The 23,636-nt window shown below is 74.5% G+C and carries 10 protein-coding genes; 4 read left to right on the top strand and 6 right to left on the bottom strand.

Annotated elements, in window-relative coordinates; translation table 11 throughout:
• Positions 1-4: 4 nt before the first annotated feature.
• Entirely contained in the window at positions 5-229 is a 225-nt protein-coding gene (locus ACR807_RS02000; RefSeq protein ID WP_438919425.1) for an MbtH family protein, read from the bottom strand.
• Positions 226-1,110 carry a GNAT family N-acetyltransferase gene (locus tag ACR807_RS01995; RefSeq protein WP_438919424.1) on the bottom strand — a complete coding sequence of 295 codons (885 nt, stop codon included), beginning with the start codon at positions 1,108-1,110 and terminating at the stop codon, positions 226-228. Before ACR807_RS01995 ends, ACR807_RS02000 begins: the two co-directional genes overlap by 4 nt.
• Before the next feature lie 135 nt (positions 1,111-1,245).
• Between ACR807_RS01995 and ACR807_RS01990 the strand changes: the two genes are divergently transcribed.
• The 3 genes from ACR807_RS01990 to ACR807_RS01980 are packed head-to-tail and all read left to right on the top strand — an operon-like array spanning position 1,246 to position 4,137.
• Positions 1,246-2,286, top strand: coding sequence for an amidinotransferase (locus tag ACR807_RS01990; RefSeq protein ID WP_438919423.1), 1,041 nt, complete (start codon positions 1,246-1,248; stop codon positions 2,284-2,286).
• A gap of 49 nt (positions 2,287-2,335) precedes the next feature.
• Positions 2,336-3,292 (top strand): fatty acid desaturase family protein, encoded by a 957-nt coding sequence (locus ACR807_RS01985; protein ID WP_438919422.1) that lies wholly within the window; start codon positions 2,336-2,338, stop codon positions 3,290-3,292.
• Positions 3,289-4,137, top strand: a complete 849-nt coding sequence (locus ACR807_RS01980) for a hypothetical protein (protein WP_438919421.1) — start codon at positions 3,289-3,291, stop codon at positions 4,135-4,137. The genes ACR807_RS01985 and ACR807_RS01980 overlap by 4 nt, the downstream gene beginning before the upstream one ends.
• A gap of 7 nt (positions 4,138-4,144) precedes the next feature.
• Here ACR807_RS01980 and ACR807_RS01975 read toward each other — a convergent pair whose 3' ends face one another.
• The 4 genes from ACR807_RS01975 to ACR807_RS01960 are packed head-to-tail and all read right to left on the bottom strand — an operon-like array spanning position 4,145 to position 9,926.
• The gene (locus tag ACR807_RS01975; RefSeq protein WP_438919420.1) at positions 4,145-5,098 is read right to left on the bottom strand and encodes an ornithine cyclodeaminase family protein; all 954 of its coding nucleotides are present in this window, start codon (positions 5,096-5,098) and stop codon (positions 4,145-4,147) included.
• Positions 5,099-5,113: 15 nt separating this feature from the next.
• Positions 5,114-6,253 (bottom strand): acyl-CoA dehydrogenase family protein, encoded by a 1,140-nt coding sequence (locus ACR807_RS01970; RefSeq protein WP_438919419.1) that lies wholly within the window; start codon positions 6,251-6,253, stop codon positions 5,114-5,116.
• Positions 6,253-8,148 (bottom strand): B12-binding domain-containing radical SAM protein, encoded by a 1,896-nt coding sequence (locus tag ACR807_RS01965; RefSeq protein ID WP_438919418.1) that lies wholly within the window; start codon positions 8,146-8,148, stop codon positions 6,253-6,255. Before ACR807_RS01965 ends, ACR807_RS01970 begins: the two co-directional genes overlap by 1 nt.
• A complete protein-coding gene (locus tag ACR807_RS01960; protein ID WP_438919417.1) occupies positions 8,145-9,926 on the bottom strand; it encodes an amino acid adenylation domain-containing protein in 1,782 nt (593 codons plus the stop codon). The genes ACR807_RS01965 and ACR807_RS01960 overlap by 4 nt, the downstream gene beginning before the upstream one ends.
• Positions 9,927-10,162: 236 nt before the next feature.
• Here ACR807_RS01960 and ACR807_RS01955 point away from each other — a divergent pair, with 236 nt between their 5' ends.
• Positions 10,163-23,635 carry a non-ribosomal peptide synthetase gene (locus ACR807_RS01955; protein WP_438919416.1) on the top strand — a complete coding sequence of 4,491 codons (13,473 nt, stop codon included), beginning with the start codon at positions 10,163-10,165 and terminating at the stop codon, positions 23,633-23,635.
• The last annotated feature ends 1 nt before the right edge of the window (position 23,636 follow it).

The raw sequence follows: 23,636 nt of genomic DNA, 5'->3' as shown, positions 1-23,636 counted from the left end.
GACCTCACGGGTCGACGTCGTCCGCCATGGCGACCTGGAGGCTCCTCGGCCTCATGTCCACCCAGTTCCGCTCGACGTGGTCCAGGCACGCCGCCCGGCTGTCCTCGCCGAACCCGACGCTCCAGCCGGGCGGGACCGGGATGGAAGCCGGCCACAGGGAGTGCTGCCCCTCGTCGTTGACGAGCACGTAGAAGCTGCCGTTCTCGTCGTCGAACGGGTTGACGCTCATGATCGTCCCTTCCGGTCGGTCGCGGGGGTCCCGGCGGCGTCCTGCCCGACCGGTTCGCGGGTGAACTCGGTGACGGTCCCGATCGGCCGGAAGCCGGCCCGCCGGTACGCGCGTTCGGCGATGCCCCCGGTGGCGGCGAAGAGGCCCGTGGGCGTCCCGGTCGCGGAGGCGGTGGCGTGGACGGCCAGCGCGACCTCGGTCGCGATCCCCCTCCCTCGCCAACCGGGGCGCAGGAGCAGGTTCTTGACGCGGACCACCGCGGCCGAACGCACCACCCCGGTCGTTCCGCAGGTCCCGTCCGCGCCGTCGACCAGGAAGCAGCGGAGGACGCCGCTGCGCCACTTCCCGTGCTCGTACTCCGCCCACGACCGCGCGTCGACGGGGTGGCCGTCCGGGGCGTGCGTGGATTCGCCGTCGAGGCGCACCTTCTCGGCCCAGCCCGATGCCGACGTGATCTCGCGCAGCCGCACCCGGGTGCTCCCCCGGGGCGCGCGTTCCGGGTCGCGGACGAGCATCGACTCGAACCGCCGCACGTACCCGCGGGTGAGCAGCTCGGTCTCCAGGGCGGGTGATCGACCGGTCAGGTAGAGCCGGTGGCGGTGCCCGCCCGCGGTGCGCACGGCGTCCTCGAACCCGAGCCGCCACCGGCGCGCGTCCCGCTCCGCGGCGGGCAGGTCGACGCGGATGGCCAGGCAGCCCGCGGCGAGGTGTTCGAGACCGGGGGTCCGGACGAGCGCGAAACCGTTGCCCGGCAGTGTTTCGGCGCCCGCCTCGAAGTAGGTGGTGTCGGTGTCCACGACGTCCTCCGGGGAACACCGCTGGAGCAGGAAGTCCATGCGGCCGAGCCTCCCGCACCCGGCCCGGAAGTTCTGCGGGACCAAGGTCCCATGGTCGCCGCGCCGGATTCCGCACCACACTGGTCGGGTGGCTCGGTCCGCGAGCCCACCGCCCGTCCGGGACGAGCACCCCACGGTGAGGAGGAACCGTTGCCCCACCCCGCCGCGTCACCGAGCCCCGTGCGTTCGTACACGGAGTGGGACCCGTTGGAGGAGGTGATCGTCGGCATCGTCGACGGCGCCTGCTTCCCCGGCTGGCACCTCGCTCTGCCCCCGGTGCTGCCGGCCGACCAGCACGAGACGTTCCGCCGGATGGCCGGCCGGCCCTTCCCGCCGGAGCGGGTCGCGGCCGCGGCCGCGGAGCTCGACGAGTTCGCGCACGTCCTGGAGTGCGAGGGCGTGACCGTGCGCCGGCCCGAGCCCATCGCGCAGGGGCGGCCGTACCGGACGCTCGACTGGACCAGCACCGGCATGTACGCGGCGATGCCGAGGGACTCGCTGCTGGTGGTCGGCGAGCAGATCATCGAGTGCCCGATGGCCTGGCGCTCCCGCTACTACGAGTCGCTGGCCTACCGACCGCTGCTCAAGGAGTACTTCCGCGGCGGCGCCCGGTGGGCGGCGGCGCCGAAGCCGGAGCTGACCGACCACCAGTTCGACCAGGACTGGGTCGAGTCCGACCCGGTCCGGCTGGTGGTGACCGAGTTCGAGCCCACGTTCGACGCCGCCGACTTCGTCCGCTGCGGGCGGGACATCTTCGCCCAGCGCAGCAACGTCACCAACGACTTCGGCATCGAGTGGCTGCGCCGGCACCTGGGGGACGACTACCGGGTGCACGTGGTCGAGTTCGCCGACGCGCACCCGATGCACATCGACGCCACCCTGGTCCCGCTGGCCCCCGGCAAGCTGCTGGTCAACGCCGACCGGGTGCCCGAGGTGCCCCGCCAGTTCCGGGACTGGGACGTGCTGGCCGCGCCGAAACCGGTGATCCCCGCGTCGCACCCGCTGTACCTGACCAGCAACTGGATCAACATGAACCTCCTGGTGCTGGACGAGCAGCGGGTGGTGGTGGAGCGGCAGGACGAGCCGATGATCGCCGCCGTGAAGGAGTTCGGGTTCACCCCGGTCCTCTGCGACTTCCGCAACTTCAACAGCTTCGGCGGCTCGTTCCACTGCGCCACGCTGGACGTGCGGCGGCGCGGCACCCTGGAGTCCTACTTCTGACCACCCCGAACCACGAACCGATCTCCGTCGGTGCTTACGAGGGAGTGCCATGCGCGTCTGGAGGGTCTCGTCGCGGGACGGCCTGCTGGTGGCCTACAGCCTCGCCCACTTCGCGGTCCTGTTCTGGTGCGCCGCCGCCTGGGAGCAGGCCGGCTGGCCGGCCCGCGTGGCGCACGTCGGCCTGCTCGCCGTGATGACCGCGTACAACATCATCGTCGTGTCGCACCTGTTCACCCACCTGCCGTGGTTCGCCTCGGCCCGGCTGAACGCGGTGGCGTCGGCGCTGAACTCGGTCGACATCGGGCAGTCCGTGCAGGCGTACGGGTTGATGCACGTGCGCAACCACCACCGGTACAACAACGACGCCCCGGGGGAGGGCGGCGACACGCGGGACCTGTCCTCCACGTACCGGGGCGGCGAGAACGGGGAGCACGCGCCGCTGCTGCGCTACGCGGTCGGCGGGGCCGTGCAGTCGCTGCGCGACCGCGTCCGCGAGCTGCCGCTGCTCGTGGGGCTGACCGGGCCCGGTGCCGGTGAACGCGCGCTGATCTCGCTGGCCTGGCGCCGGGAACCCCGGCGCAGCCGGGAACTCCGCCAAGTCCGGGTCGACCGCGCGGTGTGCTGGCTGTCGCTGGCCGCGCTCACGGCGATCTCCTGGCGGTGGACCCTGTTCGGCTACCTGCCGGCCTACTTCCTCGCGCTGGTCATGGTGAACGTGCAGAACTACTACCGGCACTACGGCGCCGACCCGCACAACCGGGCCGCCGACTCGGTCAGCCACTACGGCCGGTTGTACAACCTGCTCGCGTTCAACGACGGCTACCACCAGGAGCACCACCTCAACCCGGGCGCGCACTGGTCGCAGCTGCCGGCCGTGCGGCGGCGGCACCGGGCGCGGCTGGACGCGCAGCCCCGGGTCGTCAGCCCGCTGCCCGCCATGCTGGGGTTCCTGCACGCCCGCCGGCCGCTGCTGCACCGCGACCGGGCGGACGGAGGACGTCCGTGACCATCACCGGCAGGTCGCTGCCGCGCGCCTCGTTCCGGGTGCACCAGACCACCCGGGTCGTGGACCACGACGCCGTGTCGCGCGTGCTGCGCGGCGAACTCGCCGCCTACCGGGTCCGCTCGTACCTGCCCGCGGCGGACTGCGCGCGCATCGTCGCGAACTTCTGGTCGCCCGCGATGTCCCGCACGCCGCGCTACGGCGACGGGGTCGGCGGGGTCGAGGGCTACATCGTCGGCGCGTCGCACGTCGACAACACCACCGAGGAGTACCTGGCCTCGGTGGAGCGGTCGGCGGGCGCGGTGCGCGACCTCTACCGGGGGACCACCGACCCCGTCGCCGGCTTCCGCTCCTCGCTGGCGGCCCACGGGGTCGTCCCGGCGGCACGGGCGGCCCGGCACCGCGGGATGCCGGCCGGGGACTCGAAGGCCGTCTGCTGGAACCAGGAGGGGGAGTTCCTGCTGCGACCGCACGACGACCTGGCCCAGCTCGGCGACCCCCGCCAGGCCGGGTTCGAGATCCAGCGGCTGCGCCGCGTGCTGGCGGTCAACGCCTACCCGCAGGTCGTCGACGGCACCGGGCAGCTCAAGCTGTGGAACGTCGAGCCGGACGAGACCTCCCGGGAGCGGCTGGGACTGCTGCACAGCGGGTTCCCCTACCCGGTCGAGCTGCTGGCCGGCGTGCCGTCCGCGGTCGTCCCGGTGGAGACCGGTGACCTCTGCGTCGTCAACGGCAACCTCGTGCACGCCGTGCTGGGCGGCGGACCCGCCGGCCGGGACCGGGAGCGGCTGCTGCTGACCTGCTTCACCGGGGTGGACGACCGCGGTGACCTGATCTGGTGGACCTGACGGGCCGTCAGCCGAGGTCGGCGGCCCGTTCGCACACGTACCGGGCGGCCACGACGTCCTCGACCGCGAGGCCCAGCGACTCGAACACCGTCACCTCGTCGTCGCCGCCGCGACCGGGGTGCCCGCCCAGCAGCACCTCGCCGATCTCGGCCCGGATGTCCGACGCCGCGAAGTGGCCCTCCGCCATCGCCGACAACAGGTCCCCGGACTCGACGAGGGCCGACTCGCGGCTGTCCACGAACACGCGGGCCCGTCCCACCAGGTCCCCGGCCAGCTCGCGGCGGTCGGGGAACACCGCGCCGACCGCGTTGACGTGCGCGCCCGCCGCCACCTCGCCGGCCCCCAGCAGCGGCGTCGGGCTCGACGTGGTGGTGCAGATCAGGTCGGCGCCGGCGACGGCCTCGGCCACCGAAGCGGCCCGCACCACCGGGTGGCCGACGGCCCACTCCGCGAAGGCGCGGGCGCGGTCCGGGTCGCGGCTCCACACCCGGACCTCCCGCAGGTCCCGCACCAGCGCGAGGGCCGTCAGGTGGGCCCGCGCCTGCGTGCCGGACCCGAGCAGCGCCAGGACGCCGGCGTCGGGGCGGGCGAGCGCGTCGGTGGCGACCGCGGACACCGCGGCCGTGCGGATCGCGGTCAGGCTGGTGCCGTCGACCACGGCGAGCGGTACCGCGGTGTCGGGGTCGAGCACGAGGACGAGCCCGGGGTGCGGGTCCAGGCAGCGGGCCGGGTTGCCGGGTTTGACGGCGATGGCCTTCACCCCGAACACGCCGCGCCCGTCGCCGAACGGGACGAAGGCGGGCATCACGGCGAGCAGGTCGCCGCCGGCCCCGGGCACCACGGTGCGCACCGGCTGGTTCACCCGGCCGGCGCTGAACGAGCGGAGCGCGTCGCGCATCAACGGGATGGCCGCGCTCATCGGCAGCAGCTCCCGGACGGCGTCCCCGTCGAGGTTCCTCACGTGCACCTCCTGTGGTCACAGCGGAAGGGACCGGCCGATGATCTCCTTCATGATCTCGGTGGTGCCCGCGTAGATGCCCTGCACCCTGGCCTGCACGTAGGCCCGGCCGACCAGGGAGTCGGCGGCGTACCCGTAGCCGCCGTGCAGTTGCAGGCAGCGGTCCACCACGTCGGCGCACAGGTCCGTGTTCCACCACTTCGCCATCGCCGCCTGCTCCGGGGTCAGCTCGCCCCGGTCGTGCTCCACCACGCACCGGTCGGTGAAGACGCGGGCGACCTGGACCGCGGTGGCCATCTCGGCCAGCCGGAACCGGTTGTGCTGGAACTGGCCGATCGGCCGGCCGAACGCGGACCGCATCCCGCAGTACCGCAGGGTCTCGGCCAGCACCTGCTCGGCCAGCGCGAGCGAGGTGACCGCCACCGACAGGCGTTCCCGGGGCAGGTACCGCATCAGGTGGCGGAAGCCCCCGCCGGCCTCGCCGAGCAGGTTCGCCCGGGGCACCAGCACGTCGTCGAAGGTCATCCCCACGGTGTCCAGCGAGTGCAGGCCGATCTTGGCCAGCGGCGCGCCCACGGTCAGCCCCGGCAGCGGCGGCTCCAGCACCAGCAGGCTGGCCGACCGGGGGCCGGCCGCCGGGTCGAGCGCGGCCACCAGGACCAGCCCGGCCAGCAGGCCGTGGGTGACGAAGGTCTTGCCGCCCCGCAGCCGGTAGTGGTCGCCCTCCCGGTGCGCGGTGGTGGTGATCGCCGCGACGTCGCTGCCGGTGCCCGGTTCGGTGATGGCGATGGCGGAGATCAGCTCGCCCGTGCAGAACCCCGGCAGCCAGCGGCTCTTCTGCTCCGGCGTGCCCAGGTCGTCCAGGTAGCCGCCGACGACCTCGCTGTGCAGGTTGAAGGCCGGGCTCAGCGTGCCGGCCCGGGCCATCTCCTCGCCCCGCACCACGTGGTAGCGGTAGTCCCGGACCCCGCCGCCGCCGTACTCGACGTCGATCTCCGGGGCCAGCAGCCCCTGCCGCCCCGCCGCGAGCCAGACCTCCCGGTCCACGACACCCGCCTGTTCCCACCGGGCCAGGTTCGGCGTGACCTCGCGGGCGACGAACTCCCGGACGACCTCCCGGAACGCCCGGTGGTCGTCGGTGAAGATGCCGCGTTCCATCATCGCGCGCTCAGCCGCACCGACCGGCAGGTCGGCAGCAGGGTGCGCAGCCGCTGGATCATCACGTGGCAGTAGCTCGCGCTCTGCTCGACGGTGTGGTGGCGGGGGACCGGTACCTTGCCCTCGCGCGGGTGCTCGAAGCACAACCCGGTCGTGGGCTCGGCCACCAGCCCCAGCTCCACCGGCAGGTGCGCCAGCGCGGCGGGCAGCGAGACCACGAGCCTCGTTCCGCCGACCTCCAGCAGCGTCGCCTCGGTCAACCCGACGCCGGGGGCGCGGACCGGTTCGCGGTAGATGTACGGCCGGGCCACCAGGTCCAGGTCGGTGGCGCAGCGGGCGCCCGCGTCGGACCACCACGGCTGGGAACGGGCGAAGTCCAGCAGCAGCGCGTCGAAGGTGTGCCGGTGCGAGTGCAGCACGAGGTGCGCCGCCTTGCCGATGTTGAGCAGGTCGTAGTTGTCGGCGGTGGCCACCGAGTCCGCGACGAAGCGGCACAGCTCGTTGTCCGACCGCTGCCAGAAGTCCGTCGCCGCGGTGAAGAAGTCCTCGTACGACTGGACGCCGCGGCGGTCCAGGTACCGGGCGAGGTGGTAGGCGCCGCGGGCGTTGTAGAGGCTCTGCACCAGGTAGTAGAACCAGGTTCCCCGCTCGCACTCGGCCCGGTCCACCCACCGGGTCGCCACCACCACGTCGGCCTCCGCCACGGGGTCGGGCGCCCGCTCCACCTCGATGCCCATCGCCTCCCGCTGCTCGTGCAGCGCGGTGTTGTGCAGCAGCAGCTGCGGGTAGACGGTGAGGGTGTCCGCCTCCAGCCGGCACAGCCGGGCGATCCCGGCCTTGAAGGTCTCCAGCGTCTCGCCGGGCAGCGGCCAGATCATCTCGATGAAGGAGCTGATCCCCTTCTCGTTCAGGCTGCGCTGCAGTTCGGTGTAGGTCTCCTCCCGGATGTTCTGCCGGTCGACCAGCCGCAGCGCCTCGGTGTTCACCGTCTGCAACGAGATGGGCTGGCTGGTGACCAGGCCGCCGCGCACCAGGATCTCGGTGATCTCGGCGACCCGTTCCGGCCGGTTCTTCGCGGCGGCCAGCACCATCGAGGTGGGGGAGCCGAACTCCTGCCGGCAGCTCACGAGGTACCTGCTCAGCTCCACGTCCCGGGGCGACAGGCCCCAGTTGGCGTCGGCGATGAAGACGCTGGCCACGCCGTGCTCGGCGATCCACCGCATGTCCCCGCGCACCCGCTCCTCGTCGAACTTGTAGACCTTGGAGTTCGTCGCCGCGCCCCAGAAGCAGAACCCGCAGTGGAACGGGCAGCCGCGGTTGGTCTCCAGCACCGTGAACGTGTAGTCCTGGCCGTCGAACAGACCGGCGGCGAACGGGGACGGCACGTCGTCGAGGGTGCGCAGCCGCGGCGGGGTGTCGGTGGTCACCAGCTCGCCGCCGGCGCTCCGGAAGGTTACGCCCGAGACCTCGGTGAGGTCCGGCTCGTCGACGAGCACCTGCCGGAGGAACTCGTAGCAGGGCTGCTCGCCCTCGCCGTTGCACACCACGACGTTGCCGGCGCCGGCCGGGATGTAGTCCGCGCCGTGGTTCATCACCTGCGCCCCGCCGAGCAGGAACCAGGCGTCGGGCCGCGCGGCCAGCAGGCCCGCCAGCAGCCGCCGGACCAGCCCGGTGTTCCAGATGTAGCAGCTGAACGCGTAGACGTCGCTGCGCAGGTCCAGCAGGTCGGCGAGGATCAGCCCGGGGTCCTGGCGCAGGCTGCGGGAGTAGGTCCGGAAGTCCACCGACGCCGCGACGACCGGGTCCTCCATCGCGTACGCCTGGAGGTAGCCGGACACCAGCGGGACCGTGTTGTCGTAGACCGAGAGCTCCACGAAGGTGACGCGCTTGCTCACCAGGACACCGCCGTGGGCCGTCGTCCCCGCAGCACGGCCGCGAGGTCCCCGAGCACGGGGTGGTCGTAGACGTCGTCGGGGCGCAGGACGAGCCCCCGGCGCCGCGACCGGCTGACCAGCCGGCTGAGCCGCAGCGAGTCCCCGCCGACCTCGAAGAAGTTGTCGTGCGGGTGGACCTCGGTGGCGTCCAGGACCTCCAGCCACGCCTCCGTCAACGCGCGTTCCACGTCGTCCCCGGGTTCCGGCGGCGGCTCGGTCCCCGGTGGGCGCAGCGGCAGTCGGGCCAGGGCCCGCCGGTCCACCTTGCCGTGCTCGGTCACGGGCAGCTCGTCGGTCGGCACCACCACCGCCGGCACCAGGTAGTCCGGCAACCGCTCCTGGAGGAAGCGGCGCAGCGCCGCCGGGTCCATCGGGCCGTCGCCGGCGGTGACGTAGGCGATCAGCTGCCGGTCCCGACCGACGACGACCGCGCGGCCGACGTCCGGGTGCGACCGCAGCACCGGCTCGACCTCGCCGGGGTCCACCCGGATGCCCCGGACCTGCACCTGGTCGTCGACCCGGCCGAGGAAGTGCAGCTGCCCGTCCGGCGCGCGGCGCACCAGGTCGCCGGTGGCGTAGGCGCGGGCCCCGGGTACCGCGCTGAACGGGTCGGCCCGGAAGCCGTCGCGCTCCGGCTCGCCCAGGTACCCCCGGGCCACGCCGACGCCACCGAGGTGCAGCTCGCCCGGCTCGCCGTCGGCGACCGGCCGGCGCAGCTCGTCCAGCACGTAGGCGAGCACGCCCGGTATCGGTGTGCCGATCGGCGGCGGTTCGCCCGGCGGACCGCCCGGGAGCACCTCGCAGCACGTGGCCACGACCGTGCACTCGGTCGGCCCGTAGTTGTTGTGCAGCCGGAAGGGCAGCCCCGCACGCGGGTGGGCGGTGAGCCGGTCGCCGCCGACCAGCACGTCCCGCAGGGCGGCGTCGTCCGGCCACGGCAGCTCCAGCAGCTCCTCGGCCAGCGGTGTGGGCACGAAGGCGGTGGTGATCCCGGAGCGGCACAGCCACCCCAGCAGCTCGGTCGGGGCGGTCAGCAGGGCCGGCTCCACGACGTGCAGCGCGGCCCCGGCCGCCAGGCACGGCCAGACCTCCAGCGCGAAGGCGTCGAACGAGGGGCGGGCCAGCTGGGTGAGGTGGTCCCCCGGGCCCACCCCGTAGCGCCGGAGGTACCAGTCCACGAGGTTGGTCAGGCCGGCGTGCCCGACCAGCACCCCCTTGGGCGCCCCGGAGGAGCCGGAGGTGTAGTTGAGGTAGGCCACGGCGTCGTCCGGCACGGGCTCGGGCGCCCGCGGCGGTGCGCCGACCAGCAGCGGGCGCCGCGCGGTCGTCACGTTCACCGGCGACAACCCGTCCACCGCCCCGGTGGCCCACAGGTCGGGGTGGGTGATCACCACCCGGGCCCCGCTGTCGTCGAGCAGCAGGCGGGTCCAGGCGGCCGGCTGCCGGACGTCGAGCACCAGGTACGCGGCGCCGGCCGCCAGCACGGCCGCCGCGGCGACCACGCAGTCCACCGAGCGGTCCAGGTACACCGCGACCCGTTCGTCCCGCCGGACCCCGAGCCGGCGCAGCCGGTCGGCCAGGACGTCCACCCGCTGCTGGAACTCGCCGTAGGTGACCGAGGTGCGTTCGTCCACGACGGCGAGCGCCGCCGGGCGGCGGGCCGCCCACCCCGCGATCCGTTCCGGGACGGTGGCGCGGCGGGCGCCGTCCGTTCGCGGGCTCTGGCTTTCCTCCAGCACTCGGGGCCTCCTCGCGTGGTGGAGCGACACCGTCGAGTCTGCGAGGAACCGTGCGCGGGTGACCATGGGACCTTCGTCCCGCCACCGGTCGTCGTGAGCGGCGCTCGTCTTCCGGTGATCGGGACCAAGGTCCCATGGTCCGCCCCGCTCCGCCGGTCCAAGACTGGGAGCCGGGAAGTCCGCGTCACCGCGTGAGGGGGCCGTCGGGTGCAGGCGATCTGGCAACGGAGCTGTTCGTGCTGAGGGAGCGACCGACCGCCCCGGACCTGGTCGCGGTGTTCCAGGCGCAGGCGCGTGCGACACCGGGGGCCGTGGCGGTCGTCTCCGGGGACACCGCGCTCACCTTCCGCCGACTCGACTCCCGGGCGAACCGGCTCGCGCACCTGCTCGTCGCCGAGGGGGTGGGCGCGGAACGCGTCGTCGCGCTGATGCTCCCCCGGTCGGCCGAGGCGGTCGTCGCGCTGCTGGCCGTGCTGAAGGCGGGCGGCGCCTGCCTGGCGATCGACCCGCGGTACCCCGCCGACCGCGTCGACCACCTGCTCGGTGACGCCGGACCGGTGCTGCTGCTCGCCGACCGCGGCACGGCGGCGCGGGTGCCGGCCGGGAACGGCACCCCGGTGGTGGTGCTCGACGACCCCGTCACCGTCGCCGCGGTCGACGGCTCCCCGGACGCCGACCTCCCGCCGGTGGACCCGGCGCAGGCGGCGTACGTCATCTACACCTCCGGGTCCACCGGGCGACCCAAGGGCGTGGTCGTCAGCCACGGCAACGTGCTCAACAGCTTCCACGGCTACCGGGAGAACGCCTACGCGATGTCGCAGCGGTCGGTCGGCGACCGACCGCTGCGGGTCGCGCTGACGGCCTCGCTGTCCTTCGACGCGTCCTGGAGCCACCTGTTCGCGATGTTCGCCGGGCACGAGCTGCACGTCGTGGACGACGCCGTCTGGGCGGACCCGGGCGCGGCGGTCGCCCACCTCGTCCGGCACCGGGTCGACCACATCGGCAGCACGCCCTCGTACGCGGGGCTGCTGCTGGCCCACGGCCTGCTGGCCCACCCCTGGCGGCCGGTCACCGTCGGGGTGGGCGGCGAGCCGGTGCCCCTGCGGCTGTGGGCGGAGCTGCGGGCGGCGGACGGCCTGAACTCCTACAACGCGTACGGCCCGACGGAGTGCACGATCGCCCCGCTCATCACCTCGCTGGAGGTGTCGCCGGAGCCGGTGCTCGCCGGACCCGTCCCCAACACCCGGGTCCAGGTGCTGGACGAGTGGTTGCGGCCGGCCGGGACGGGCGAGCTGTACGTGTCGGGCGCGGGCGTGGCCCGGGGGTACCTGGGGCGGCCCGCGCTGACCGCCGTGCGGTTCGTGCCCGATCCCCACGGACCGCCCGGCTCCCGGATGTACCGGACCGGGGACCTGGTCGCCCGGCGCGGCGCGGCGTTCGAGTTCCGCGGCCGGGCCGACGGGCAGGTCAAGGTGCGCGGGTTCCGCATCGAGCTGCCCGAGGTCGAGGCGGTGCTCGGCGAGCACCGGGCTGTCGGCCAGGTCGCGGTGGTCGTGCGGGAGGACCGGCCGGAGGACAAGCGCCTGGTGGCGTACGTGGTGCCGGCGGGGGAGCGGGTGCGGCCGGAGCAGGTGCGGGAGCACGCGCGGAGCCGGTTGCCGGAGTACATGGTGCCGTCGGCCGTCGTCGTGCTGGACAGCCTGCCGATCGGGGTCAACGGCAAGGTCGACCCGTCCGCGCTGCCCGTGCCCGACGCGCCCCCGGTCCTCGGCCGCGGCCCGGCCACGGCGCGGGAGGAGGCGCTGTGCGGGCTGTTCGCCGAGGTGCTGGGCCTGCCCGGGGTCGGGGTGGACGACGACTTCTTCGCGCTGGGCGGTCATTCGCTGCTGTCCACCCGGCTGATCTCCCGGGTCCGCACCGAGCTGGGCGCCGAGCTGACGCTGCGCACGCTGTTCGACCACCCGACCGTCGCCCGGCTCGCGACCGCGGTGGACACCACCGGGCCGACCCGACCGGCGCCGACCGCCGGCGCGCGCCCGCCCGTGGTCCCGCTGTCCTTCGCCCAGCACCGCCTGTGGTTCCTCGACCAGCTCGAAGGGCCGAACGCCACCTACAACGTCCTGCTGGCCTGGCGGCTGTCCGGTCCGCTCGACCACTCGGCGCTGCGGGCCGCGCTGACCGACGTGACGGCCCGCCACGAGAGCCTGCGGACGGTCTTCCCGCAGGTCGAGGGCGTTCCCCGCCAGGTGGTCCTGGACGCGGTGGCGGCGGTGGAGGTCAGGCCGGTCGACGACCTGGCCGCGGCGCTGACGGCGATCGGGCGGCACGGGTTCGACCTCGCGGCGGAACCGCCGGTGCGGACGGCGTTGCTCGAACTCGCGCCGGACGAGCACGTGCTGGTGCTGCTGGTGCACCACATCGCCGCCGACGGCTGGTCCGTGCGCCCGCTGGCCCGGGACCTCGCCGCCGCCTACGCGACGCGCCGCCGGGGCGCGCGGCCGGACTGGGCGCCGTTGCCGGTGCAGTACGCGGACTACGCGCTGTGGCAACGGCAACTGCTGGGCGACCCGTCCGACCCGGCCAGTCCCTTCGCCACCCAGCTCGCGTACTGGACCGGGGCGCTGGCCGGGCTGCCGGACCGCCTGCGCCTGCCGGCCGACCGGCCCCGCCCGGCCGTCCCGTCCTACCGGGGCGGCACCGTGCGGATGCGGTTCGACCCGGCCCTGCACCGGGACCTGGCGGCGCTGGCCCGGCGGCTCGGGGCGAGCGTGTTCATGGTGTTGCAGGCGGGGTTGGCCGCCCTGTTCACGAAGCTCGGTGCCGGTGAGGACATCCCGGTGGGCTGCGCGATCGCCGGTCGCACCGACCAGGCGTTGGACGACCTGGTCGGGTTCTTCGTCAACACGTTGGTGCTGCGGACGAGCACCGCCGGCGACCCCACGTTCGCCGAGCTGGTCACGCGGGTCCGGGAGACGGCGCTCGACGCCTACGCCCACCAGGACCTGCCGTTCGAGTGCCTGGTCGAGGCGCTCAACCCGGAGCGGTCGCTCGCCCACAACCCGTTGTTCCAGGTCATGCTGGTGCTGGACAACGACCCCCGGGCCGAGTTCGCGCTGCCCGGGCTGGACGTCGACCAGCTCCCCCCGCCGGGCAACGCCGCCAAGTTCGACCTGGCCTTCCGGCTGACCGAACGGCCCGAGCTGACCGGGGTACTGGAGTACGCCACCGACCTGTTCGAGCACGCCACCGCCGAGGCGCTGGTGCACCGGTGGCAACGCCTGCTGGCCGAGGCCGTCGCCGACCCCGACCGCCCGCTGCGCCGGTTCGGCGTCGCCCCGCTCGCCACCCCCCGCCCGGACACGCCCGCCGTCGTGGCGGACGAGTTCGGCCGACCGCCGCGCACGCCCCGGGAACAGGTGCTGTGCGACCTGTTCGCCGAGGTGCTGGGCCTGCCCCGGGTCGGGGTGGACGACGATTTCTTCGCGCTGGGCGGCCACTCGCTGATGACCACCCGGCTGGTCGCCCGGATCAGGGCGACGCTGGGCGTGGAGCTGCCGCTGCGCGTGCTGTTCCAGCGGCCCACGGTGGCCGGTGTCGCCGGCTGCCTGGCCGCCGCCGGTCCGGTCCGCCCGGCCCTGACCGCGGGCGAACGCCCGGGTGTCCTGCCGCTGTCGTTCGCCCAGCACCGGTTGTGGTTCCTCGACCAGCTGGAGGGCCGGAGCACCAACTACAACATCCCGTTCGCGCTGCGGCTCTCCGGGCGGCCGGACCTCTCGGCGCTGCGGGCCGCGCTGACCGACGTGATGGCCCGCCACGAGAGCCTGCGGACGGTTTTCCCGCAGGTCGACGGCGTCCCGCACCAGCAGGTCGTGGACGCGGTGGCGACGCTGGAGGTCAGGCCGGTGGACGACCTGCCGGCCGCGGTGGAGGGCGTGACGCGGCGCCGGTTCGACCTGGCCGCGGAACTGCCGATCCGGACGGTGCTGTTCGAGTCGGCCGCCGACGAGCACGTGCTGCTGCTGGTGGTGCACCACATCGTGGCCGACGGCTGGTCGATGTCCCCGCTGTCCCGCGACCTGGCCACGGCCTACGCCGCCCGGTGCGGGGGGAGGGCCCCCGAGTGGTCGCCGCTCCCGGTGCAGTACGCGGACTACACGCTGTGGCAGCGCGGCCTGCTGGGCGACCAGTCCGACGAGGACAGCCTGGCCGCGGCGCAGTTGGCCTACTGGACCGGGGCGCTGGCCGGGCTGCCCGACCAGCTGGAGCTGCCCGCGGACCGCCCCCGCCCGGCCGTGTCGACCTACCGGGGCGAGTGCGTGCCGGTCCGGCTGGAGGCGTCGCTGCACCGGGACCTGGTCGCCCTCGCCCGCCGGTGCGGGGCGACCGCGTTCATGGTGCTGCAGGCGGGGCTGGCCGCCCTGTTCACGAAGCTCGGCGCCGGCGAGGACATCGCGCTGGGCAGCCCGATCGCCGGTCGCACCGACCAGGCGCTGGACGACCTGGTCGGGTTCTTCGTCAACACGTTGGTGCTGCGGACCGACACCTCCGGCGACCCGACCTTCGCCGAGCTGGTCACGCGGGCCCGGGAGACCGCGCTGGACGCCTACGCCCACCAGGACGTGCCGTTCGAGTACCTGGTCGAGGTCCTCAACCCCACCCGCTCCCTGTCCCACCACCCGTTGGTCCAGGTCATGCTCGCCCTGGACACCGCGCCGCGCGCCCGGTTCGCGCTGTCCGGCCTGGACGTCGACCTGCTGCCGACCCCGACCGTCACCGGCGCGTTCGACCTGGCGTTCAGCCTGTCCGAGGAGCACGGTCCGGACGGCTTCCCGGAGGGGGTCGTCGGCACCGTCGAGTACTCGACGGACCTGTTCGACGAGGCCACCGTGACCACGCTGCTCGCGCGGTGGCGACGCCTGCTGACCGCGGCGGTCGCCGCCCCGGACGACCCGCTCAGCCGGGTCGACGTGCTGAGCGCGGACGAACTGCGCCACCTGGCCGACCACAACGACACCACCGCCCCGGTCCCGACCGACACCCTGCCCGCCCTGTTCGCGGCCCAGGCGGCGCGCACCCCCGACGACACCGCCGTCGTCTCCGGTGACACCACCCTCACCTACGCGCAGCTCAACGCCCGCGCGAACCGGCTGGCCCGGCTGCTCGCCGACCGGGGGGTCGGTCCGGAGTCACTGGTCGCACTGCTCCTGCCGAGGTCCGCCGACGCGGTCGTGGCGATCCTGGCGGTGCTCAAGGCCGGTGGCGCCTACGTGCCGATCGACCCCGGCGACCCGCCCGCCCGGATCGACGCCGTGCTCGACGGCGTGCGGCCCGCCTGCGTGCTGACCGCCACCGCGGTGGCCGCGGCGGTCGGGTACCCGGACACCGACTTCGAGGTGCCCGTCCACCCGGAGCACCCGGCGTACGTGATCCACACCTCCGGCTCCACCGGCGTGCCCAAGGCCGTGGTCGCCACCCACCGCGGCATCGCCAACCTGTTCCACCACCACCGGGCGAACCTGTTCGCGCGGACCGCGGCGAAGGCCGGCCGTCGACGGCTGCGCGTCGCCCAGACCTCCTCGCTGTCGTTCGACGCCTCCTGGGACCAGCTGCTGTGGGTCTTCGCCGGGCACGAGCTGCACGTGGTGGACGACGCCACCTGGTCCGACCCCGGCGAGTTCGTGCGCCACGTCGCCGAGCGGCGCATCGACTACCTGGACACCACGCCGTCGTACCTGCGGCACCTGGTGGCCGAGGGGCTGCTCGACGGGCCGGACCGGCACCCGGTGACGGTCATGGTGAGCGGCGAGGCCATCTCCGGGCAGTTCTGGTCGGAGCTGCGCGCGAGGCCGGGGACGCTCGCGTTCAACTTCTACGGCCCGACCGAGTGCGCCGTGGACTCGCTCACCGCGTCACTGGGCGACTCACCCGACCCCGTGCTGGGCCGCCCGGTGGCCAACACCCGGACCCACGTGCTGGACGCGGCGCTGCGACCGGTGCCCCCGGGGGTGGTGGGGGAGCTGTACGTGGCCGGCGTCGGGCTGGCACGCGGCTACCTGGGGCGACCCGGGCTGACGGCCGGGCGGTTCACGGCCGACCCGTTCGGCCCGCCGGGGACCCGGCTGTACCGGACCGGGGACCTGGTCCGGTGGCGCGCCGGCGGGCTGGAGTTCGTGGGCCGGGCCGACGACCAGGTCAAGCTGCGCGGGTTCCGGGTCGAGCCGGGCGAGGTCGAGGCGGTGCTGCGCGAGCACGACGGGGTCGACCAGGCCGTGGTGGTGGTGCGCGAGGACCGCCCCGGGGATCAGCGCCTGGTCGCCTACGTCGTGACGACGCGGCAGCCGGAGGTGCTGCGGGCGTACCTGCGGGAGCGGTTGCCGGACTACCTGGTGCCGTCGGCGTTCGTGGTGCTGGAGGGCCTGCCGTTGACCGCCGCCGGCAAGCTGGACCGGGCCGCGCTGCCGGTGCCGGAGGCGCCGCCCGCGGTCGGCCGGGCGGCGCGGACCCCGCAGGAGCAGGTGCTGTGCGGGCTGTTCGCCGAGGTGCTGGGCGTGCCCCGGGTCGGCGTGGACGACGATTTCTTCGCGCTGGGCGGGCATTCGCTGCTGGCGACCCGGCTGGTGGCCCGCGTGCGTGCGACCCTCGGCGTGGAACTGGGGCTGCGGCTCGTGTTCGAGGTTCCGACGGTGGCCGGTCTGGCGGCCGGCCTGGACCGGGTGGGCCGGGCCCGGCGGGCGTTGACGGCGGGGGAGCGACCGGCCGCGGTGCCGTTGTCGTTCGCGCAGCAGCGGCTGTGGTTCCTGGACCAGGTGGAGGGCCCCAACTCCACCTACAACGTGTCGCTCGCCCTGCGCCTGGTCGGCGAGCTGGACCGCGGCGCGCTCCAGGCGGCGCTGCGCGACGTCGTGCTGCGGCACGAGAGCCTGCGCACGGTCTTCCCGCAGGTGGAAGGCGTGGCGCACCAGGAAGTCCTGGACCGCGCCCCGACCCTGGGCGTCACGCGGGTCGACGACCTGCCGGCGGCGCTGTCGGCGGCCGTGGAGCACCACTTCGACCTCGCCTCGGAGCTGCCGATCCGGACCGAGCTGTTCGAGCTGGCCCCCGACGAGCACGTGCTGCTGATCCTGGTGCACCACATCGCCGCCGACGGCTGGTCGTTGAGCCCGCTGGCGCTGGACCTGGCGCAGGCGTACGCGGCCCGGCGGCAGGGGCGGCGACCGTCGTGGGCGCCGCTCCCGGTGCAGTACGCGGACTACACGCTGTGGCAGCGCGGCCTGCTGGGTGACCGGTCCGACGGGGGCAGCGCCTTCGCCGAGCAGCTGGACCACTGGACCCGGGCGCTGGCCGGGCTGCCCGACCAGCTGCGGCTGCCCACCGACCGCCCGCGTCCCGCGATCGCCTCGCACCGCGGCGACCACGTCCTCGTCCGGTTGGACGCCGAGCTGCACGCCGGACTGGCGGAGCTGGCCCGCCGGTGCGGGGCGAGCGTGTTCATGGTGCTGCAGGCGGGGCTGGCCGCCCTGCTGACCAAGCTGGGCGCCGGCGAGGACATCCCGGTGGGGTGCCCGATCGCCGGTCGCACCGACCAGGCGTTGGACGACCTGGTCGGGTTCTTCGTCAACACCCTGGTGCTGCGGACCGACACCTCCGGCGACCCCGCCTTCGGCGACCTGGTCAAGCGGGTCCGGGAGACCGCCCTGGACGCCTACGCCCACCAGGACGTGCCGTTCGAGTACCTGGTGGAGGTCCTCAACCCCGCCCGCTCCCTGTCCCGGCACCCCCTCTTCCAGGTCGTGCTGGCGCTGCACAACGCCCCGCAGACCGACTTCGCCCTGCCCGGCCTGGACGTCGGGTTCGTGCCCGCGCCCACGACCACCGCCAAGTTCGACCTGTCGTTCGACCTCACCGAACGGCGCGGCCCCGGCGGCGTCGCCGGGGGCATCGGCGGGGTCCTGGAGTACGCCGCGGACCTGTTCGACCGGACCGGCGTCGAGGACCTCGTGGCCCGCTGGGTGCGCGTGCTGGAAGCGGCGGTCGCGGACCCCGGGGTGCCGATCAGCCGGGTCGACGTGCTCAGCGCCGAGGAACGACGTTGGTTGCACGCCTGCAACGACACCGACGCGCCGGTCCCCGCGACCGGCCTGCCGGCGATGTTCGAGGCCCGGGTGCGGGCCACCCCGGACGCCCCGGCCGTGGTGTTCGAGGAGACCGCGGTCACCTACGCCCAGCTCAACGCCCGGGTCAACCGGTTGGCGCACGCCCTGGTCGCCCGCGGTGCCGGCCCCGAGCAGGTCGTGGCGCTGGCGCTGCCCCGGTCGGCGGAGATGGTCGTCGCGTTGCTGGCCGTGTTCAAGACCGGCGCCGCCTGCCTGCCGGTGGACCCGGAGTACCCGGCCGAGCGGATCTCGTTCATGCTCGCCGACGCCCGGCCGTCGCTGTTGCTGACCCACGCCGCTTTCGCGCCGCCGGGCGTGCCCCTGCTGGTGGTGGACGACCCCGTGACCGCCGCCGGGATCGCCCGCTGCCCGGAGACCGACCCCGGCCCGCGGGCGGACCACGCGAACGCCGCGTACGTGATCTACACCTCCGGCTCCACCGGCACCCCCAAGGCCGTGGTCATGTCCGCCGGTGGCCTGCTGAACCTCCTGCTGTGGCACCGCACGGCCTTCCCCGGCGGTCCCGGGGCCCGCACCGCGCAGTTCACCGCGCTCAGCTTCGACGTGTCGGTGCAGGAGGTCCTGTCCACCCTGGTGCACGGGAAGGCGCTGGTGGTGCCGACCGACGAGGTGCGGCACGACTCCGCCCTCCTGGCCGGGTGGCTGGACCGGCACGGGGTCACGGAGCTGTTCGCACCGAACCTGGTGCTGCGCGGCCTCGCGCAGGCCGCCAACGAGCAGGGTCTGAGCCTGCCCCGCCTGCTGGACATCGCGCAGGGCGGGGAGCCGCTGGTCCTGGACGACGAGGTGCGCGAGTTCCTCCGCCGCGCCCCGGGCCGGCGGCTGCACAACCACTACGGCCCGTCCGAGACGCACGTCGTCACCACCTACCGGGTGCCCGAGGACCTCGACTGCCCGCAGCCGGCACCGATCGGCCGGCCCATGCCGAACTCCCGCGTGCACGTGCTGGACCCCGCGTTGCGGCCGGTGCCGCCGGGCGTGGTGGGGGAGCTGTACGTCAGCGGCCTGTCCGTGTCCCGGGGGTACCTGCGCCGGCCGGGGCTGACCGCCCAGCGGTACGTGGCCGACCCCCACGACCCGGCCGGCGGCCGGATGTACCGGACGGGGGACCTCGTCCGCTGGCACGGCGGCGAGCTGGAGTTCGTCGGCCGGGTCGACCACCAGGTGAAGGTGCGCGGCTTCCGGGTCGAGCCGGGGGAGGTCGAGGCGGTGCTGCGCGCGCACCCCGGCGTGGAGCAGGTCGCCGTGCTGGCGCGTGAGGACCGGTTGGTGGCCTACGTGGTGACGGCGGAACGGGGCGAGGTGCTGCGCGACTTCGCCCGCGACCGGCTGCCGGACTTCCTGGTGCCGTCGGTGTTCGTGCCGCTCGACCGCCTGCCGCTCACGGTGAACGGCAAGCTGGACCGGACCGCCCTGCCGGTGCCGGAGTCGGCCGCGGCACGCGGTCGCGCGCCGCGCACCCCGCAGGAGGAACTGCTCCGCGGGCTGTTCGCCGAGGTGCTGGGGGTCGCCCGGGTCGGTGTCGACGACGACTTCTTCGCGCTGGGCGGGCACTCCCTGCTGGCCACGCGGTTGATCGCCCGCGTCCGGGCGACCCTGGGCGTGGAGGTGGGCCTGCGCGCCCTGTTCGACACCCCGACGGTCGCGGGCGTGGCGCGGCTGGTGCGCGGCGCGGACGAGGCCCGGCCGCCGCTGACCGCCGGGGAGCACCCGGCTGTCATGCCGTTGTCCTTCGCCCAGCACCGGCTCTGGTTCCTGCACCGGTTGGGGGGCGTCAGCCAGAACATCGGCCTCACCCTGCGCCTGTCCGGCCGGCTGGACCGCGGCGCGCTGCGGGCCGCGCTCGCCGACGTGGTGACGCGCCACGACAGCCTCCGCACCGTGTTCCCGGAGGTGGACGGGGTCGCCCGCCAACAGGTCGTCGACACCGTCCCCTCGATGGTGACCACCCGGATCGGCGAGCCCGAGCTGTCGGCGGCGGTGGAGGAGGCGACGCGGTACCGGTTCGACCTGGCGACGGAGCCGCCGATCCGGACGACGTTGTTCGAGCTGGCCGAGGACGAGCACGTGCTGGCGCTGGTGGTGCACCACATCGCCGCCGACGGCTGGTCGATGCACCCGTTGTCGCACGACCTGGCCACGGCCTACGCCGCCCGGTGCGCGGACCGGGCGCCCGAGTGGGCCCCGCTCCCGGTGCGGTACGCGGACTACACGCTGTGGCAGCGCGGCCTGCTGGGCGACCAGTCCGACGAGAGCAGCCTGCTCGCGGAGCAGCTGGCCTACTGGACCGGGGCGCTGGCCGGGCTGCCCGACCAGCTGGAGCTGCCCACCGACCGCCCCCGCCCGGCCGTCAGTTCCCACCGCGGTGACGGCGTGCCGGTGCACCTCGACGCGGCCCTGCACCGCGACCTGGCGGCGCTGGCCCGGCGGCACGGCGCGAGCGTGTTCATGGTGCTGCAGGCGGGGTTGGCCGCCCTGTTCACGAAGCTCGGCGCCGGTGACGACATCCCGGTGGGGTGCCCGATCGCCGGTCGCACCGACCAGGCCCTCGACGACCTGGTCGGGTTCTTCGTCAACACCCTGGTGCTGCGGACCGACACCTCCGGCGACCCGACCTTCGCCGAGCTGGTCACGCGGGCCCGGGAAACGGCGCTGGACGCCTACGCCCACCAGGACGTGCCGTTCGAGTACCTGGTCGAAGCCCTCAACCCCACCCGCTCCCTGTCCCACCACCCGTTGGTCCAGGTCGTGCTGGCGTTGCAGAACGCGCCGGGACCGGACCTGTCCCTGCCCGGCCTCGACGTCGGCCAGGTCCCGACGCCCGTGACCACCGCCGAGTTCGACCTCGCGTTCAGCCTCTGGGAACGGCGCGGCCCCGACGGCGCGGCCGAGGGCGTGCGCGGTGTCGTCGAGTACAGCACCGACCTGTTCGACCGCTCCGGCGCGGAGACCCTCGTCACCCGCTGGACCACCCTGCTGCGGGCGTTGACCGCGGCGCCCGACCGCCCCCTCAGCCGGTTCGACGTCCTCACCGACGACGAGCGGGAACGGCTGCGCGCCTACGACGACACCGCCACCCCGGTCCCGACCGCGACCCTGGCGACCCTGTTCGAGCGGCAGCCGGCCGAGGCCGTGGCCCTCGTCGAGGCCGGGGTCGAACTGACCTACGGGGAGGTGGACGAGCGGGCCAACCGCCTGGCCCGGCTGCTGGTCGAGCGGGGGATCGGCCCGGAACGGGTCGTGGCGCTGCGGATGCGCCGGTCCGCCGAGCTGGTCATCGCCCTGCTGGCCGTGGTCAAGGCCGGCGGCGCGTACCTGCCGGTGGACCCGGACTACCCGGCCGAGCGGATCTCGTTCATGCTCGCCGACGCCCGACCGGCGCTGGTGCTGACCGGGATCCCCGACGACGCCGCGACACGTCCGGCCGACAACCCCGCGGTCCCGGTGCTGCCGACCAACTCCGCGTACGTGATCTACACCTCCGGCTCGACCGGGAAGCCGAAAGCGGTGGTCACCACGCACGCCGGTGTGGCGAGCCTCGCCGCGTCGCAGACCGGGCGGTACGCGATCGGGCCGGGCGACCGGGTGCTCCAGTTCTCCTCGCCCAGCTTCGACCTGTCGGTCATCGAACTGCTCATGGCGTTCCCGGCCGGAGCCGCCCTGGTGATCCCGCCGCCGGTCCCGCTGGCCGGCTCCGCCCTCGCCGAGGTGCTCGACGAGCAGCGGATAACCCACGCGTTCATCCCGACCGCGACGCTGACCACCGTGCCCGTGCGACCCCTGCCGGCGCTGCGCACCCTGGTGCTCGGCGGGGAGGCCACCCCGCCGGCGCTGGTGGCGGCCTGGGCCACCGGCCGCCGGGTGATCAACGCCTACGGGCCCACCGAGAGCACCGCCTGCGCCGGCACGACCGGCCCGCTGCCCGGCACCGCACCGCTGCCGCCGCCGCTCGGCAGGCCGGTGGCGAACGCCCGGATGCACGTGCTCGACGCCGGCCTGCGTCCCGTGCCGCCGGGCGTGGTGGGGGAGCTGTACCTCGGCGGCCCCGGCGTGGCGCGGGGCTACCTGCGCCGGCCCGCGTTGACGGCCGAACGGTTCGTGGCGGACGTGTCCGGCCCGCCGGGCAGCCGGCTGTACCGGACCGGGGACCTCGCGCGGTGGCGCCCGGACGGGGAGCTGGAGTTCGTGGGCCGGGCCGACCACCAGGTGAAGGTGCGCGGCTTCCGGGTCGAGCCGGGCGAGGTCGAGGCGGCGCTGCGCGAGCACCCCGACGTGGAGCAGGCCGTGGTGACGGTGAGGGAGGACCGGCTGGTGGCCCACGTGGTGCCGCCGGTGGACGGGCCGGTGCTGCGGCGGTTCCTGCGCGACCGGCTGCCCGAGTTCCTGGTGCCGTCGGTGTTCGTGCCGCTCGACGCCCTGCCGCTGTCGGTGAACGGCAAGCTCGACCGCGCCGCCCTGCCGGCGCCCGACCTCGCCCCCGGCGGGGGCCGGGCGCCGCGCACGCCGCAGGAGGAACTGCTCTGCGGGCTGTTCGCGGAAGTCCTCGGCGTGCCGGGGGTCGGCATCGACGACGACTTCTTCGCGCTGGGCGGGCACTCCCTGCTGGCCACCCGCCTGATCGCCCGCATCGGCGCGACCCTGGGCGTCGAACCGGGGCTGCGCACCCTGTTCGAGCGCCCGACCCCGGCCGAGCTGGCGACCCGCCTGGACGTGGACGACCCCGCCGCGGCGTTGGACGTGATCCTCCCCCTGCGGGCGCGGGGCGGTCGGGAACCGCTGTTCTGCGTCCACCCGGTCGGCGGTCTGGGCTGGACCTACAGCGGCCTGCTCCGGCACCTCGGCCCGGACCGCCCGGTCTACGCGGTGCAGGCCCGCAACCTCGCCGGGACCGGCCCCCTGCCGACCTCGGTGCGGCAGATGGCCGCCGAGTACGCCGACGAGATCCGCGCGGTGCAGCCGACCGGTCCCTACCACCTGCTCGGCTGGTCCTTCGGCGGTCTGGTCGCGCACGCCGTGGCCACCGAGCTGCACCGGCGCGGGGAGCGGACCGCCACGCTGGCCCTGCTCGACTCCACCCCGGTGTGCGACCTCCCCGAGAAACCGGTGCCCAGCGGACGCAGCGTCCTGGCCCTGCTGCTCCTGCTGTTCGGCACCCCGCGGGAGGACGAGCCCGTGCGGTTCGAGCTGGACGGCACCCCGGACACCGACGACCCGGTCACCTTCGAGCAGTTCACGGCCATCCTGCGCGGCCGGGGCAGCGCGCTGGCGAGCCTGTCCGAGCGGCACGTGACGGCCATCGCCGAGACCACGCTGAACAACACGCGGCTGGCCGCCGAGCACGTCCCGGACCTCTTCCCCGGCGACCTGCTGCTGTTCACGTCCACCCTGGACCCGCGGGTGGCCACCCCCGAGGCGTGGCGGCGCTACGTCGGCGGCGCCATCGAGGACCACGACGTCGTCAGCAGGCACCACCTCATGACCCGACCCGGCGCACTGGCCCGGATCGGGCCGCTCCTGGCCGCGAAACTCCGCTGAG

This window comes from Saccharothrix sabaoui (assembly GCF_051756985.1).
GTDB lineage: Bacteria > Actinomycetota > Actinomycetes > Mycobacteriales > Pseudonocardiaceae > Actinosynnema.
The sequence above is the reverse complement of the archived record's forward strand: the minus strand, read 5'-3'. Positions and strand labels throughout refer to the sequence as shown.

What these genes read in the sequence shown, in the direction of transcription:
- ACR807_RS01985 (WP_438919422.1), top strand. Translation starts at nt 2,336, where the DNA reads ATGCGCGTCTGGAGGGTCTCGTCGCGGGACGGCCTGCTGGTGGCCTAC.
- ACR807_RS02000 (WP_438919425.1), bottom strand. Translation starts at nt 229, where the DNA reads ATGAGCGTCAACCCGTTCGACGACGAGAACGGCAGCTTCTACGTGCTC.
- ACR807_RS01970 (WP_438919419.1), bottom strand. Translation starts at nt 6,253, where the DNA reads ATGGAACGCGGCATCTTCACCGACGACCACCGGGCGTTCCGGGAGGTC.